Annotated in this window: 14 protein-coding genes; 13 read left to right on the top strand and 1 reads right to left on the bottom strand. The window is 48.9% G+C overall.

Annotated features, from left to right (window positions below):
• Positions 1-145: 145 nt before the first annotated feature.
• The 13 genes from MHB80_RS17620 to MHB80_RS17560 all read left to right on the top strand — a co-directional run bounded on the left by MHB80_RS17620 (position 146) and on the right by MHB80_RS17560 (position 12,296).
• Positions 146-925 carry a segregation/condensation protein A gene (locus MHB80_RS17620; RefSeq protein WP_056028893.1) on the top strand — a complete coding sequence of 260 codons (780 nt, stop codon included), beginning with the start codon at positions 146-148 and terminating at the stop codon, positions 923-925.
• Complete coding sequence (gene scpB / locus MHB80_RS17615) at positions 894-1,499, top strand: SMC-Scp complex subunit ScpB (protein WP_046231988.1); 606 nt, start codon at positions 894-896, stop codon at positions 1,497-1,499. Before MHB80_RS17620 ends, scpB begins: the two co-directional genes overlap by 32 nt.
• A 77-nt stretch (positions 1,500-1,576) precedes the next feature.
• Positions 1,577-2,263, top strand: a complete 687-nt coding sequence (locus MHB80_RS17610; RefSeq protein ID WP_341278206.1) for a DUF2953 domain-containing protein — start codon at positions 1,577-1,579, stop codon at positions 2,261-2,263.
• A 256-nt stretch (positions 2,264-2,519) separates the two neighbouring features.
• Positions 2,520-3,008 carry a GerW family sporulation protein gene (ytfJ, locus tag MHB80_RS17605; protein ID WP_341278205.1) on the top strand — a complete coding sequence of 163 codons (489 nt, stop codon included), beginning with the start codon at positions 2,520-2,522 and terminating at the stop codon, positions 3,006-3,008.
• Between the two features lie 247 nt (positions 3,009-3,255).
• The gene (locus MHB80_RS17600) at positions 3,256-4,434 is read left to right on the top strand and encodes a D-alanyl-D-alanine carboxypeptidase family protein (RefSeq protein WP_341278204.1); all 1,179 of its coding nucleotides are present in this window, start codon (positions 3,256-3,258) and stop codon (positions 4,432-4,434) included.
• Positions 4,435-4,536: 102 nt separating this feature from the next.
• Entirely contained in the window at positions 4,537-5,205 is a 669-nt protein-coding gene (locus tag MHB80_RS17595; protein WP_341278203.1) for a nucleoside recognition domain-containing protein, read from the top strand.
• Positions 5,198-5,731, top strand: a complete 534-nt coding sequence (locus MHB80_RS17590; protein WP_341278202.1) for a spore maturation protein — start codon at positions 5,198-5,200, stop codon at positions 5,729-5,731. Before MHB80_RS17595 ends, MHB80_RS17590 begins: the two co-directional genes overlap by 8 nt.
• Positions 5,732-5,785: 54 nt before the next feature.
• The gene (locus tag MHB80_RS17585) at positions 5,786-6,529 is read left to right on the top strand and encodes a pseudouridine synthase (protein ID WP_046231994.1); all 744 of its coding nucleotides are present in this window, start codon (positions 5,786-5,788) and stop codon (positions 6,527-6,529) included.
• Between the two features lie 90 nt (positions 6,530-6,619).
• Positions 6,620-7,153: a redoxin domain-containing protein gene (locus tag MHB80_RS17580; RefSeq protein WP_341278201.1), complete on the top strand. Its 534-nt coding sequence runs from the start codon at positions 6,620-6,622 to the stop codon at positions 7,151-7,153.
• A gap of 12 nt (positions 7,154-7,165) precedes the next feature.
• The gene (locus MHB80_RS17575; RefSeq protein ID WP_341278200.1) at positions 7,166-8,827 is read left to right on the top strand and encodes a cytochrome c biogenesis protein ResB; all 1,662 of its coding nucleotides are present in this window, start codon (positions 7,166-7,168) and stop codon (positions 8,825-8,827) included.
• On the top strand, positions 8,824-10,086 hold the full coding sequence (gene ccsA, locus MHB80_RS17570; protein WP_341278199.1) for a cytochrome c biogenesis protein CcsA: 1,263 nt from the start codon (positions 8,824-8,826) through the stop codon (positions 10,084-10,086). The genes MHB80_RS17575 and ccsA overlap by 4 nt, the downstream gene beginning before the upstream one ends.
• Positions 10,087-10,113: 27 nt before the next feature.
• The gene (locus MHB80_RS17565) at positions 10,114-10,830 is read left to right on the top strand and encodes a response regulator transcription factor (RefSeq protein WP_341278198.1); all 717 of its coding nucleotides are present in this window, start codon (positions 10,114-10,116) and stop codon (positions 10,828-10,830) included.
• Positions 10,830-12,296, top strand: coding sequence for an ATP-binding protein (locus MHB80_RS17560; RefSeq protein ID WP_341278197.1), 1,467 nt, complete (start codon positions 10,830-10,832; stop codon positions 12,294-12,296). Before MHB80_RS17565 ends, MHB80_RS17560 begins: the two co-directional genes overlap by 1 nt.
• A gap of 444 nt (positions 12,297-12,740) precedes the next feature.
• Here MHB80_RS17560 and serA read toward each other — a convergent pair whose 3' ends face one another.
• Positions 12,741-14,330 carry a phosphoglycerate dehydrogenase gene (gene serA, locus MHB80_RS17555; RefSeq protein WP_341278196.1) on the bottom strand — a complete coding sequence of 530 codons (1,590 nt, stop codon included), beginning with the start codon at positions 14,328-14,330 and terminating at the stop codon, positions 12,741-12,743.
• Positions 14,331-14,555: the final 225 nt, after the last annotated feature.

Genomic DNA, 14,555 nt, shown 5'->3' with positions numbered 1-14,555 from the left:
GGCTTGCAGCTCGCGCGAAGGGCCTCTGAGAAGAGGCCCTTCTATTTTTTATTGTAATGGATGAATGCTGTTGGTTGGCATCAGCTGTTTACGCTTACGAGTGGCGCAGCGATTTTATCGGAAGATTAGTCGGGAGGAAATGGCAGTGTCAGTGCTTTACAAGCTGGAATCTTTCGAAGGGCCTCTGGATCTGCTGCTGCATTTGATTGATAAAGCAGAAATCGATATTCATGAGGTATCAATCAACGAGATTACAGATCAGTATATGGACTATTTGAACGCAATGACGGAGATGGAGCTTGAGGTGACCAGCGAGTTTCTGGTGATGGCGGCTACGCTGCTGGCCATTAAGAGCAGGCAGCTGCTGCCGAAGCCGCCCGTGTTTGAGGAAGAGTATGAGGATTGGCCGGATGATGGCCTTGATCCTCGCGATGAGCTCATTCAGAAGCTCGTTGAATATCGCAAATTCAAGCAAATTGCCGAGCAGCTGCGCGAGAAGGAAACGCAGCGGAGCCTCGTTTTTTCGCGTGAGCCGGAGGACATGACCCCCTTTTTGCAGGAGCAGGACATTAACCCGCTTGAGGGCTTGCATGTGTCTGATCTGGTAGCGGCTTTTCAGCGTGCGCTCAAAAAGGCGGCGAGGCGCCAATTTGTGGCGACTGTGCAGCGGGACGAAATATCCGTAAAGGATCGGATTCGCGACATTGTTGAGGTGCTGCGGCAGTATGAGACGGTGCAGTTTTCAAAGCTGATTCGTGAAAATATGGACAAGCATGAAATCGTCGTAACGTTTTTGGCGATTTTGGAGTTGATGAAGATGAAGCATATTCGTTGTTTTCAGCATCAGCTGTTTGATGATATTGTGATTCATTGGAGAGGGGATGCGGAGGACAGTGGATTATCAGAAGTTGAAGTCGATTATTGAGGGCCTGCTGTTCATGGCAGGCGATGAAGGGCTGACGAAGCGGCAAATTGCAGATATTATGCAGTTTGATGCCGAGCTTGCTGCCGATTTGGTGTATGAGCTGCATCGGGATCTTGCTCGGGAGGAGCGAGGCGTTCAGGTAACGGAGGTTGCCGGTGCTTATCGATTGACGACGCATCCAGATCACGCCGCTTATTTTGAGCGGATGGCCTATACGCCAACACGTTCTCAGCTGTCGCAAGCAGCGCTGGAGACATTATCAATCGTTGCTTACCGCCAGCCGATTACCCGTATTGATATCGAGGAAATTCGCGGTGTCAAAACCGATAGAGCGATTCAGTCACTCGTCTCCAAAGATTTAATTGAAGAGGTGGGCCGCGCGGAAGCAATTGGACGTCCTATTTTGTATGGCACGACCAAAGCGTTTCTCGATTATTTCGGCTTGTCCAGCATTAAAGCTTTGCCAGAGCCGAAGCATATCGATGTGGAAGACGCCCTTGAAGAACAGACACAAATGCTGTTTGAACGCATCGGCGAGCGGCAAATGACGATTGACGAGATTCCACCGAATTAATCAGGCTTGCAGAGAATGAGATTTGACCGCCGGGTCATACTATATTCAACCCATAATAGGAAAACGGAGGAAGCACTATGCCCGGAAACCTTTACGGCTTGATGACGGCGGCAGGTCTCTTTTTTTTGTTCTTAGTGCTGCTTGCCCTTGCTTCGCCGGTACGCGTATATGGAAAGCTTAGAAGGAAGGGCGACCTTGACCATATCGATGTGCGAATTGTAGGGCTGTATGGACTGCTGCATTATAAGGTGAAGATTCCGCAAATGAAATTGCAGGGAGCCACAATCCGGCTGCATGAGCAAATAAGCACCAAGCAGGCGGGCGTGGAGCATTCCAAGGAGCTGCAGGGGAAAATTGACGCCGAAAATGTACAGCGGTTTATTGAAAAACTGAAGCATGCGCTGGAAGTAACCGATAATTTGCGAGGCTGGGTCAAGCAGCTGCTGAAAAAGGTGCAATTGACCGAATGGAAATGGTCGACAACGGTAGGCGTTGGGGACGCGATGTGGACGGCCATGACGACTGGGGCTGTGTGGTCGATTAAAACGACGATGCTGGGCGTCATATCACAGTTCGTATTGCTTAAAGCCGATCCGGTGCTCCAGGTGCAGCCGACGTACCAAGGGACTTATTTTCAGACAGAATGGCAATGTACGGCCAAGCTTAGCATGTTCCATGCGGTGAGATCAGGCTTGGCCTTGAAGCGGCGGCTCAAAAAAGGGTCGCAAGGCATTCAGGTGTGGCACCATATTTTGTTTGAATAACGGATGAGTAGAAACTGAATATTTCGAAATAAAGCAAAGCCGCCTCCTTAAAGAAGAGCGGGGTTTTGCTTTTTTTATTTTAGAAGCAATACATAAGTTTTCGTCGAACTGTGCTTTTATTTTTCTGACTGAAACGTACGGCGCCGTCAAAGGATGGCGACAGCCGTATACGTTTAGTACATACAATGTAGGGCTGCGGGAAACATTATTAGCGTAGCCTGCATTAAATTGATTTGTACAATTAGGAGGAGATGTCGTGAAAGAGCATCCAATACAAGGCCTTATGCAGACAGCAATGGAAAATATTAAAGAAATGGTCGACGTCAACACAATTGTAGGTGACCCCGTACAAACGCCGGACGGCAGCATTATTATGCCGATAAGCAAGGTCGGATTTGGATTTGTTGCAGGCGGCAGCGATATGCGGTTTAGCGGTGACAGCTCGACCTCGTCCAGCAGCTCAGATGACAGCCACAATGCTTCAGTAGTATCCCCATTTGGCGGAGGAAGCGGGGGCGGCGTATCGATCACGCCTATTGCCTTCCTCGTTGTTGGCACACAAGGCGTCAAAATCGTGCCGCTCGACAATAACACGCATCTGTTGGAACGAATTATTGATTCGACGCCGTATGTATTCGATAAGGTGCAATCCATGATGCGCAGCTCGTCCAGTGGCACGAGCCAATTAGCAGGCACCAATATGAATGCAGGCTATATGAGTACAACGGACTCAACCGTTATTTAAGGCCAAAGCTGCCCGCAAGGGCAGTTTTTCATTTAAAGCACAAAATTTTATAAGCGAAGCCGATATAAATAGGGTTTTATTTATGCGAAGCGGGATTTGTCCGCCGAGAAAAGGGTAAGTCATCTACACATTACAGTCTAATTTTGCCGAGACAAGCATACAGTGTACAAGGCGTTTAAAAATCTGTGGGGAAGGCAATGTCCTCTCATGAATATCGGACTTACACATAGGAAAGGGGCCGCGAACAATGATTAGCAATGTGAAAATAGCTCGTATATCGCTTTTGTTAGGTTTGGCGATCTGTTTGTTAGGGACAAGCCTGCCAGCGCCAGGCTACGCGGCTGAACCAGAACCGCTGAGCACACATGCATCAGCGTCGGCGCTGATTGATGTCACCTCGGGCAGATTGCTCTACAGTGAGGACGGAGACAAGCCGATGCTTATAGCCAGCTTAACCAAAATTATGACGGCAATTGTAGCGATAGAGCATGGCAATCTGTCAGGCACCGTCAAGACGGGCAAGCGGGCGGTAGGCAAGGAAGGCTCTTCGATTTACTTGCAGCTTAATGAAGAAATGAAATTGCAGGACATGCTATATGGCCTCATGCTGCGATCGGGAAATGACGCAGCAACCGCGATTGCAGAGCATGTCGGCGGTTCAGAGGAAGGCTTTGTTATGCTGATGAATGAAAAAGCGTCTTTTCTGGGAATGACAAACTCCCAATTTAAAAACCCTCATGGCCTTGATGAGAAGGGGCATTATTCCTCAGCTAACGATCTTGCTAAGCTGACCGCTTATGCGCTCCGCAATCCTGTATTCGCCAAAATTGTCAGTACACCCGTCAAGCAGGTCCCAAACCCGCATGAGCAGTGGCAATATAAATGGGTCAACAAAAATAAAATGCTCCAAATGTATGATGGCGCAGATGGCGTTAAGACTGGCTACACGAAACAGGCGCTGCGCTGCCTTGTCAGCTCCGCCACCCGAGGCGGTCAGCAGCTGGCAGCTGTCACGCTAAGCGATGGAGACGATTGGGCGGATCATCGCCATATGCTTGATTGGGGCTTTCAGCATTATCCGCTATCCCAAATAGCGGGCAAGGGACAGGCGCTCACCGGCTATCCTTATGCTGTAGGGCAAACCTTCAGCTACCCCCTAACGGAGGAGGAAAAAGGCCAGCTGACTTCACGGCTTATCGTTGTAAATACAGCAACGACGCGTTATGCATTAGGCGAAAGAGGATCGCTCGAGTGGTATATGAACGGGGCGAAAATAGGAGCTGTGCCTATCTATGATACGGGGAGCAGCAGACTTACGCTTCCGGAACGCAAAAAGGCTGAGGCGGATGCTTTTTTCAATGATGGATTGGGGAAGAAAAATTATTTGGCGTCGGCAGGCGAGGCTATTCGGGCTTTGTTTAAATGAAAAAGCCAGCAGCTTGCCTATTTTAATCGAATCTGAAACGGCTGCTTCGTTTTTGATAAGGTAGCCGCCGTTTACGCTTGACTGCTTGGGGAGGCGGGAAGCATGGTTAACTTTATTTGGCTGTTTTTAATTGTCATCAGCGTCGTCGTCGGCGCTTTTAATGGCAAAATTGATGCAGTAGCTGGAGCTGCATTCACAGGAGCGCAAGCTGGCGTGACGATCAGCTTCGGTCTGATCAGCATTATGGTGTTCTGGCTGGGCATGATGCGAATAGCGGAGGATGCAGGATTGTTGAAAAAGATGGCACAGCTGCTCGGCCCCATCGTTCGCTTCCTATTTCCGGATGTGCCCAAAAACCACCCGGCACTCGGCTATATTATGAGCAACCTGAGCGCCAACCTCTTCGGATTAGGCAACGCGGCAACGCCGATGGGCATTAAGGCGATGCAGGAGCTGCAGAAGCTAAACCCAGATCCGGCTGTCGCAACTCCAGCCATGTGTACGCTGCTCGCGTTAAATACATCCAGCATTACGCTGATTCCGACAACATTAATTGCAATTCGCATGAATTACAGCTCGGCGAATCCGGCGGAAATCGTTGGCACGACGCTCGCCGCTACGTTTATTGCTACCGCTGCGGCGATTGTGGCCGATCGCTGGTACCGGAGCAGGCAGAAGCCGCCTATTGTCAAAGGTCCGTCCCAGCCTCTTGCCCCAGCAGCCAAGCCGGGAGCAGCGGCAGCTTCGGGGGGAGGTGGCGGCATTGCTTGACGCTTTTACCAGAGCATCGGCATGGCTGATACCTGCTATTATCGTATTTATTCCACTTTATGCGGCTTTTCGCAAAGTTCCCGTCTATGAGACATTTACTGAAGGTGCCAAGGATGGCTTTGGTACAGCAATTGCAATTATTCCCCATCTCGTCGGGATGATGGTCGCAATCAGCATGTTTCGTGCTTCGGGCGCGATGGATTTTATGATTGGCGTCGTTCGCCCGCTGTTCGATTGGCTCAGCATACCGAGCGAGGTATTGCCGCTTGCGGTGCTTAGGCCGTTGACTGGGGCAGGGTCGCTTGCTTTTACCGCAGATTTGATTCAAACCTATGGGCCGGATTCGATGATTGGGCGAATTGCTTCTACTATTCAAGGAAGCACGGATACGACGCTTTATGTGCTGACCGTTTATTTTGGAGCTATCGGAATTCGAAAAACCAAATATGCGCTTAAAGTGGGCTTGTTTTCCGATCTGGTCGGTTTTTTAGCAGCAATTTTCATTTGCATGTACATATTCGGTTAACAGCGCTTGTGCTTTGCGCCTCATATCGTTATGATAAAGTTTGAGGTGAAAGTATTGGAACGTTTACAGAAAATATTAGCGCAAGCGGGCATCGCATCCCGGAGAAAATGCGAGGAAATGATTTTGGCTGGAGTGGTTGAAGTCAATGGCGAGAAAGTGACCGAGCTCGGTGTGAAAGCGGACCCTGCTGTAGATGTCATTCTTGTGAATGGCAAGCCAATCCGAAATGAGAAAAAAGTGTATGTGATGCTGAATAAGCCGAAGGGCGTTATTACGAGCGCGAGCGATCCGCAAGGCCGCAAAATCGTCTCCGACTATTTGCCGGGCATCAGAGAGCGCGTTTATCCGGTAGGCCGTCTGGACTACGATACGGAAGGGCTGCTGCTGCTCACGAATGACGGCGAGTTCGCCAATCTCCTGACGCATCCGAGCCATCATGTACCGAAAACCTATTATGCGACAGTAAAGGGCGTGCCTCACGGAACGCTGCTGGATCAATTGAAGAAGGGCGTTAAGCTTGAAGACGGCATGACCGCTCCTGCTGAGGTTGAGTACCAGGACGTGAATACGGAAGAAAATACATCAACTGTCCGTATTACGATCTATGAAGGCCGTAATCGTCAGGTTAGAAGGATGTTCGAAGCGATTAATCATCCGGTTGTTCGCTTGAGAAGGGTGAAGTTCGGCGAGCTGGGCTTGCATAATTTGGCAAGGGGGCAATTCCGCCATCTGACGCCTGTAGAAGTGAAAGAGCTGCGCGAAGCTGCTCGCAAGTCACATAAAGTTCATAAAAAGTAGACGGCGGCAGCGGCAATTGCCGCCAGCTTTTCGTTATAATGGATCTATCTATGTTGATACACTAACCGAAATGCAGGTGATGAAAGCTCTATGAAATCGTCACGCAAAATCATGCAGATCGTCATATTGTCAGCCGTGCTCATTATCGGAGGGTATGCGATTGGAACAACTTTGTTTGCTTCCGGCCAAAGCGGGGGCGTTCCGAAGGTGGGAGGAACACCTCCGGAGTTTAAGCTTGTAGATATACAGGGCAACGTACATCAGCTGTCCGATTACAAGGGCAAAGCGATTGTCGTTAATTTCTGGGGAACATTTTGCCCGCCATGCGTGAAGGAAATGCCGGAATTCGAACGTCAATTTGCCAAATGGCAAAATGATGGCCTCGAAATTCTGGCTATTAATTTAAGTGAGGATACACTCACCGTTAACAATTTTGTCCATCAGTTTGAGCTGAACTATCCGATATTGCGGGATGTGGACCGGAAGACGGAGCGGGAGTACGGACTAAGATCGTATCCGACTACTTTTTTCGTTAAACCGGATGGTACAATAATGGATATTACGGTAGGTGGAATGACTGAGGAATATATTGATGAGCGAATAGAGAAGCTGTTAACGTATTAGGAGGTTTCTTCCGTGTTAGCTATACATAACACCAAGTGTGAATGCGGGCATCAGAATGCGGTTGGAACCGTGCTGTGCGAAAGCTGCGGCAAGCCGCTTATGGAGGACCAGCAGCAAAGTGAGCCGCTGGAAATGCGTTATGACGGCATTGCCCGGCGTTCGCAGAAAAAAAACCAAAATCCAATCGACCGGATTTGGAGCTTTTTTTCTTCTGTGAAAATCGCCATTTATTTAATTGTGCTGACGTTTGTCAGCGCATCTCTCGGAACGATTTACCCGCAGGAAAACACATTTATCAATAATTTTGATATTGCGGCTTATTATGAAAGTACATATGGGACACCAGGCAAAATCTATCATATGCTAGGTTTGTCGCATACTTACGAGTCCTGGTGGTTCATTACGCTGCTTGTAATGATCGGGACATCACTCGTCATTTGCAGCCTGGACCGGATTTTGCCGCTTTATAGGGCGCTGAGCAAGCAGCAAATTCGCAAGCATCTCCAGTTCATCAATCGGCAGAAGACGGTATATTCCGCAAAAGTGGACGAGCCTGCCGAAGCATGGGTGGAGCAGTTTGCGGCTCAGCTAAAGCGGAAGCGCTACCGCGTTCATATGGACGGCTCGGCACTGCTTGCGGAGAAAAACCGATTTAGTAGATGGGGTCCTTATATTAATCATATCGGCCTTATATTGTTTCTGCTGTCGATACTCGCCCGCAGCCTGCCTGGCTGGCAAATGGACAGCTATATTTCGATTGCCGACGGCGCGACCGTACCGATTGAAGGCACCAACTATTATGTCAAAAATGAAAAGTTTACCGTTGATTTTTATACGGATGATGAGCTTCCGCCGGAGCTGAAGGGACAAGCAAGGGCAAAGCTTTATGAAACAGCGGCTGTGCTTTATACATGTACAAGCGGCTGCGAGGCTGGCGAGAAGCCGGTGCTTGAGGAAGTAGCGAAGCATGATATTATCGTCAACAGCCCACTGAAATACAAAGGTTTGAAGCTGTATCAGTTTGACTTCGATCTGACGCCGAAACTCATAAGCGTCCAGCCTATGCTGATTAACAAAGAGACGGGCGAGAAATACGGGCCTTTCGAGCTGACGATGAAGGATGCTGCGCTCGATTATGAGCTCGGCCCTTACAAAATGCGGCTGATCGCCAATTACATGGATTTTGCAGTTGGCGAGAACGGCGAACCAACGACGCTCGGGCGTGAACCAAATGCGCCAGCATTCGTCTTTCTGATTACCGGTCCGGGACTCCCTGAAGCGGGACAGCCTTATATGTATTTCCCGATGCAGAAGGACAAGGAGAAGTTTGGGCAAGATCAAATTAATGGCGCTTTAGCAAGCAAGTTTGAGATCAAGGTTGACGGGATGCAAAATGTCAACTTCTCAGAAGCTTCTACCTCGCTTAATGTTCGTGTGGACAAGGCGCTGAATTTTGTCTGGGTCGGTGCAGCTATATCAATGATCGGCTTGTTGATGGGTTCATACTGGCAGCATCGCAGAATTTGGCTGCGTATTGACGACGGCCAGCTGTCGCTTGGCGCACACACGAATAAAAACTGGTACGGCATGCGGGCGGATGTGGCAGGCGCGCTTCAAAAGATTGGCGTGACCGTAGATCCAAAGTCGCTAGATAACGGAGGGAATAACGCGTGAGTTTAGTTGATTTGAGCAGTGATGCTTTTATAGCCGCTTTTTTTCTGTATTGCTTTGCCTTTTTATTTTATGTCATTGCGATTGCGGGGAAAAAGTGGAGCAACCGCGATCCGTTTCAGCATGAGAAGCGTTGGGGACGCATTGCGTTTGTCACCTCAAGCTTGGGGCTGGCAGCCCATTTGACCTTCTTCTTCACAAGATGGGCAGGTAGCGGTCAAATTCCAACGAGTAATATGTACGAATTTATGACCTTCCTCGGTATGGCGATAATGATTGCTTTTACGATTATATATGCGATTTATCGTAAAGCACTGCTGGGCATGTTCTCCCTGCCGCTAACCGTTATTATCGTAGCTTATGCTTCGGTTTTTCCACAGGAGGTTCAGCCGCTAATTCCAGCGCTTAACTCCATATGGCTTAAAGTACATGTCACGACAGCTGCGCTGGGCGAAGCCTTTTTTGCCGTCGGTTTTGCTGCCGGGCTTATGTATTTGCTGCGGGTTGTTGATTTCAATAGCGAGACGAAGGAAGCGCGGAGATCGCGTTTTTGGGTAGAGTTTTCGCTATATACGATTATTATTATTATTGGTTTTCTGGTTGCGGTATTCGGTTTCCGTGCCGCTGGTTATGAAGCTCAGTTCTCGCAGGAGATGTCGACAGTTGACTCCAAAGGAATTGAGTCGTCTAAAGTCGAAACGGTTGATTATTCCCTGCCTCCGATTGTGAAGCCTTACAACAGCCAGGTCGTCCATTCTGACAGTTTCCTTGGCATGACCGACACGAAGCTGGAGGCACCATCTTGGATGAACGGCGTTAATGCAGGCCGTAAGCTCAATACGGTCATTTGGTCGATTATTGCTGGAACGATTTTGTATGGCTTGCTCCGCCTCGTATTCCGCAAGCCGCTTGGAGCAGTTATTCATCCGGTCATGGAGGGGGTAGACCCGGATGATCTGGATGAAATCAGCTATCGCGCCATTGCAATTGGCTTTCCGATTTTCACGCTCGGTGCGCTCATCTTTGCCATGATTTGGGCAAATATTGCATGGGGGCGGTTCTGGGGCTGGGACCCGAAGGAAGTTTGGGCGCTTATTTCCTGGCTTTACTACAGTGCTTATTTGCATTTCAGATTGTCGCGCGGTTGGCAGGGCCTGCGGTCCTCCTGGCTCGCGGTCATTGGCTTCGTCGTTATTCTCTTTACGCTTGTGGGTGTAAATCTGGTAATAGCGGGTCTTCATTCTTACGCGGGAACGAATTAATCGCGATTGGGAAAGGGGTTAGTGAATATGTCTAATTTCGCCAGCCGAATTTTGGTTGTTGACGATGAAGAACGGATTCGCCGTTTGCTCAAAATGTATTTGGAAAAGGAAGGCTACGTCATTGATGAAGCGGAAGATGGAGAATCCGCGCTGCAAATGGCTACGGCTACGGACTACGCGCTGATTTTGCTCGACGTTATGCTTCCGGGCATTGATGGCGTGGAAATGTGCTCCCGCCTTCGTCAAGTGAAAGCGACGCCTGTCATTATGCTGACGGCGAAAGGCGAGGAAATGAATCGCGTGCAAGGGTTTGAAGTGGGGGCTGACGATTATGTCGTTAAGCCATTTAGCCCGCGCGAAGTCATTTATCGGGTTAAGGCGATTTTGCGCCGCTCCTCGGCCACTGCTTTTTTGACGAAGGAAGTCAATTCCAGCAACAATATCGTATTTCCGCATTTGATCATTGAGCATGATGCCCACCGGGTAACAGCGGCAGGTCAGGAAGTGAGCTTGACGCCAAAGGAATATGAGCTCTTGCACTATTTGGCTGTTTCGCCGGATAAAGTGTTTTCCCGTGAGGAGCTGCTTAAGGATGTATGGAACTATGAGTTTTTCGGTGATCTCCGAACCGTTGATACACATGTCAAGCGCCTGCGCGAGAAGCTGAACAAAGTATCGGGCGATGCAGCAGCCATGATTACAACGGTATGGGGCGTCGGCTACAAGCTTGAGGTGCCAAAGTAATGAATTGGAGGAAGTACTCTCCTTTTCTACTGTGGCATAGCGTCGTAGGCAAGCTGTGGGTAACAATTATTTTGCTCGTGGCCGTCGTGCTGCTGACGCTTGGCGTATTTCTTATTCCGTATATCGGGTATTTATTTGAAAATGATGCCAGCCATGAAGTGATGCTGCTGTTCGTCATCGTTGCAGTTATCGGCTTTCTGATGTCGACCTTTTTTGCCTTTTTTCTATCGCGTAAAATTCAGCAACCGCTGCTCGAGCTGAAGGAGGCTGCGGATTCGATATCGCAAGGAAATTATCAGATGCGGGTGAAAATTCGCTCAAATGATGAAATTGGCGAGCTGGCGAATACGTTCAATAATATGACTGAGCAGGTCGATAAGCTAATTCATGATCTTAATCATGAGAAGGAGCATTTGTCGAGCATCCTGCGCAGCATGGGTGACGGAGTTATTACGTTCGATGCTGAAGGCGAAATCATTTTGACAAATCCGCCGGGGCATTTGCTTATAAACCGCTGGGCTGATCTGAATCAGGAGTGGGGCGATGCTTTTTACGATAGCACAAAGCCATACTCTTCTGTTCCTGGGCCGCTGCTTGATATATTCGAGAAGGTCATGGACGAAGGCCGCGATGTTTCGAATAAAGTATACGTGCACAACAGCATGTGGTCGGTCGTGATGGCTCCGCTGCTGCGCGAGGGCGTTGCCCGTGGAGCGGTCGCAGTTATTCGGAACGTGACGGAGGAGCATAAGCTGGAGAAGCTACGGCGTGACTTTGTGGCGAATGTTTCACATGAGATTAGAACGCCGCTTTCCATGATGCAAGGCTACAGCGAAGCGCTGCTTGATGATATTGTGGCTTCTCCAGAGGAGCGCAAGGAGCTTGTGCAGGTCATTTATGATGAGTCGCTGCGTATGGGCAGGCTAGTCAATGATTTTCTGGATATGGCACGTATGGAAGCTGGGCATGTGGAGCTGAATTTGCGGCAGGTCGATTTGCTGCAAATTATAAGGCGTGTGCATCGCAAGTTCCAAGTATTTGCCAAAGAACGGGAAGTTATGTTTAAGACAGAGCTGCCTGATATCCCGCTCTTGCTGCTAGGGGCGGATGAAGATCGGCTAGAGCAGGTGCTGACCAATTTGCTGGATAATGCGCTGCGGCATACGCCGCTTGGCAAGTCCGTGACGATTGCGGCAAGCCAAATGACGATTAATCAGACCCATTTTATTCAAATGCAAATTAAAGATGAAGGACAGGGCATTCCTAGCGAGGATTTGCCGTATATTTTCGAACGGTTTTACAAAGCGGACAAATCGCGCAAGCGAGGCTCCTCTGTTGGAACTGGTCTCGGTCTTGCGATCGTCAAAAATATTATTACCCAGCATAATGGGCAAATCGAAGTAGACAGCATACTCGGCAAAGGAACGACCTTTACGCTGTTGCTGCCTGTCGAAACGAAGCATTAGCTGTCAAGGCGCTCCTATCGGAGCGCTATTTTTTGTTGAAAAGAAGCATTAAATCTTGTTGCTCGTGAAACATTTTCATTAATAGAATAGAGTTTTCTAACAAAAAAAGTTTTTAAATGACAGGAACCTCGGATACGGCGAATGTATAGTTGATGCAGATGCAGTGGCTGCCTTACACTTTAGGTAGGAATGTCCTACGAGCTTAAGGGTCCAGATACGTTCAATCTTGGCGATAGCGGTGCATTGCTAATCACCTACAAGGCAAGACATTTAAGGCGGTAGAAGCCGATCAGGCCGTGTGTAGTGTGTAGTGTGTAGTGCATAGCAGCCTGTTGTCAGGAATATAGGAGAGAGGAGAGCCATAACAAGTCGATTGGCAAATAAAAACCCCTAAGTGGTCAATTAAGAACACTTAGGGGTTTCTTGCATGGACAGAAGTCCTTATTAGATTTTAATTTCTTTTGCAGTGTTCAGTTCAGTTAAGTTTGTAAGCTGCTCAAGAACCTCTTTCGGCGTTCCTTTGTCAACACGCAGCACCATAATCGCGGAGCCGCCCTCTAGCTGACGACCTACCTGCATCGTCGCGATGTTTACGTCATTCGTGCCAAGCAGCGTACCTACGCGGCCGATAATACCTGGCTTATCGTTATGCGAGATCAGAATCAGGTTGCCTTCTGGTGTAACATCGACAGGGAAGTTGTCAATTTGCACAATGCGAGGACCGTAACCTGTAAGCAGTGTGCCTCCAACAACGCGATCTTCCTTCTTCGTGCGCAGCGATACGGTTACGAGATTCGTAAAGTCCTTCGAAATATGCGATTTTTGAACGACAATGTTGACGTCGCGCTCTTTCGCAAGGTGCAACGAGTTGACGATATTCACTTGCTCTGTACCAAGGTGGTGGGACAGAATACCTTTGACAACGTAGCGAGTCAGTGGCTGTGTATCTACTTCCGCAAGATCACCCGAGTAGCCGACAACGATTTCCTGTACAGGACCGTCGGTCATTTGGGAAATAAAGCTGCCCAGCTTCTCTCCAAGAATGAAATACGGTTGAAGCTTGCTTTGCAGGCCAGCCGGAATTGGCGGCATGTTGACTGCGTTGCTGAACGGCTCATCACGCAAAATGTGCAGTACTTGCTCCGAAACGTCGATCGCAACATTTTCTTGGGCTTCTACTGTCGATGCGCCAAGGTGAGGCGTTACGATAATTTTCGGATGCTTCAGGAACGGGTGGTCCTCAGCAGGAGGCTCTACTTCGAATACGTCGAATGCTGCTCCAGCAACGATGCCTTGATCGATTGCATCAACCAAAGCAATTTCATCGATGATGCCGCCGCGAGCGCAGTTTATGATGCGCATGCCAGGCTTCATAACAGCAAATTGGTCTTTGCCAATCATATGATGAGTCTCAGGTGTAAGCGGGGTGTGCACGGTCATAAAATCCGCGTTACGGACAATTTCTTCCACCGATGCAAGCTTAATGCCAAGCTTCTCTGCACGTTCTTCCGTCATAAACGGATCGTAGCCGAGAATGTCCATGCCGAAAGCTTTTGCACGTTTTGCAACTTCGCTGCCGATACGGCCCATGCCAAGAACGCCGAGCACTTTGTTGCGAAGCTCTACGCCAAGGAAGGATTTGCGATCCCAAACGCCATTGACCGTTTTCATATATGCTTGAGGAATATGGCGGGCTACAGCCATCATCATGGCAAAAGTATGCTCGCAAGTTGTAATCGTATTGCCGTCAGGAGCGTTAATAACGATGATTCCGCGCTGGGTTGCAGCGTCCAGATCAATGTTGTCTACGCCAACGCCTGCGCGTCCAACGACTTTCAGAAGCTTGCCAGCTTCCATAATGCGTGCTGTTACACGCGTTTGGCTGCGAACGAGCAGAGCGTCATATTCGCCAATAATAGCGACGAGCTCGTCCTCGCTTAAACCTGGTTTTTTATCGACAATGATATCTTCCGCGTCTACAAGCTGTTGGATGCCCAGATCGCTGATGGGATCGGATACTAGCACTTTAAACATAAGTAGATTGCCCCCTAAAATTTTTGCGAATGTAAAAATCATTTCGTAAGCTACATCAGGTGTGATACTAAAATAAAAACCGCCCTTGCACACTATGCATGCGAGGCGAGAGTTTCATATAGTCAAACGGCTACTCGAATCATGTCGAACGGACAGAAAGGATAGCCTTTATCATTTTAAAGCATTAACATGGACAATTGCAATCCTCAAACTTGATCAAATGTG

This window comes from Paenibacillus sp. FSL H8-0537 (assembly GCF_038051995.1).
In the GTDB taxonomy this organism is placed as follows: Bacteria; Bacillota; Bacilli; order Paenibacillales; family Paenibacillaceae; genus Pristimantibacillus.
This window is presented reverse-complemented; position numbering and strand designations above follow the sequence as displayed.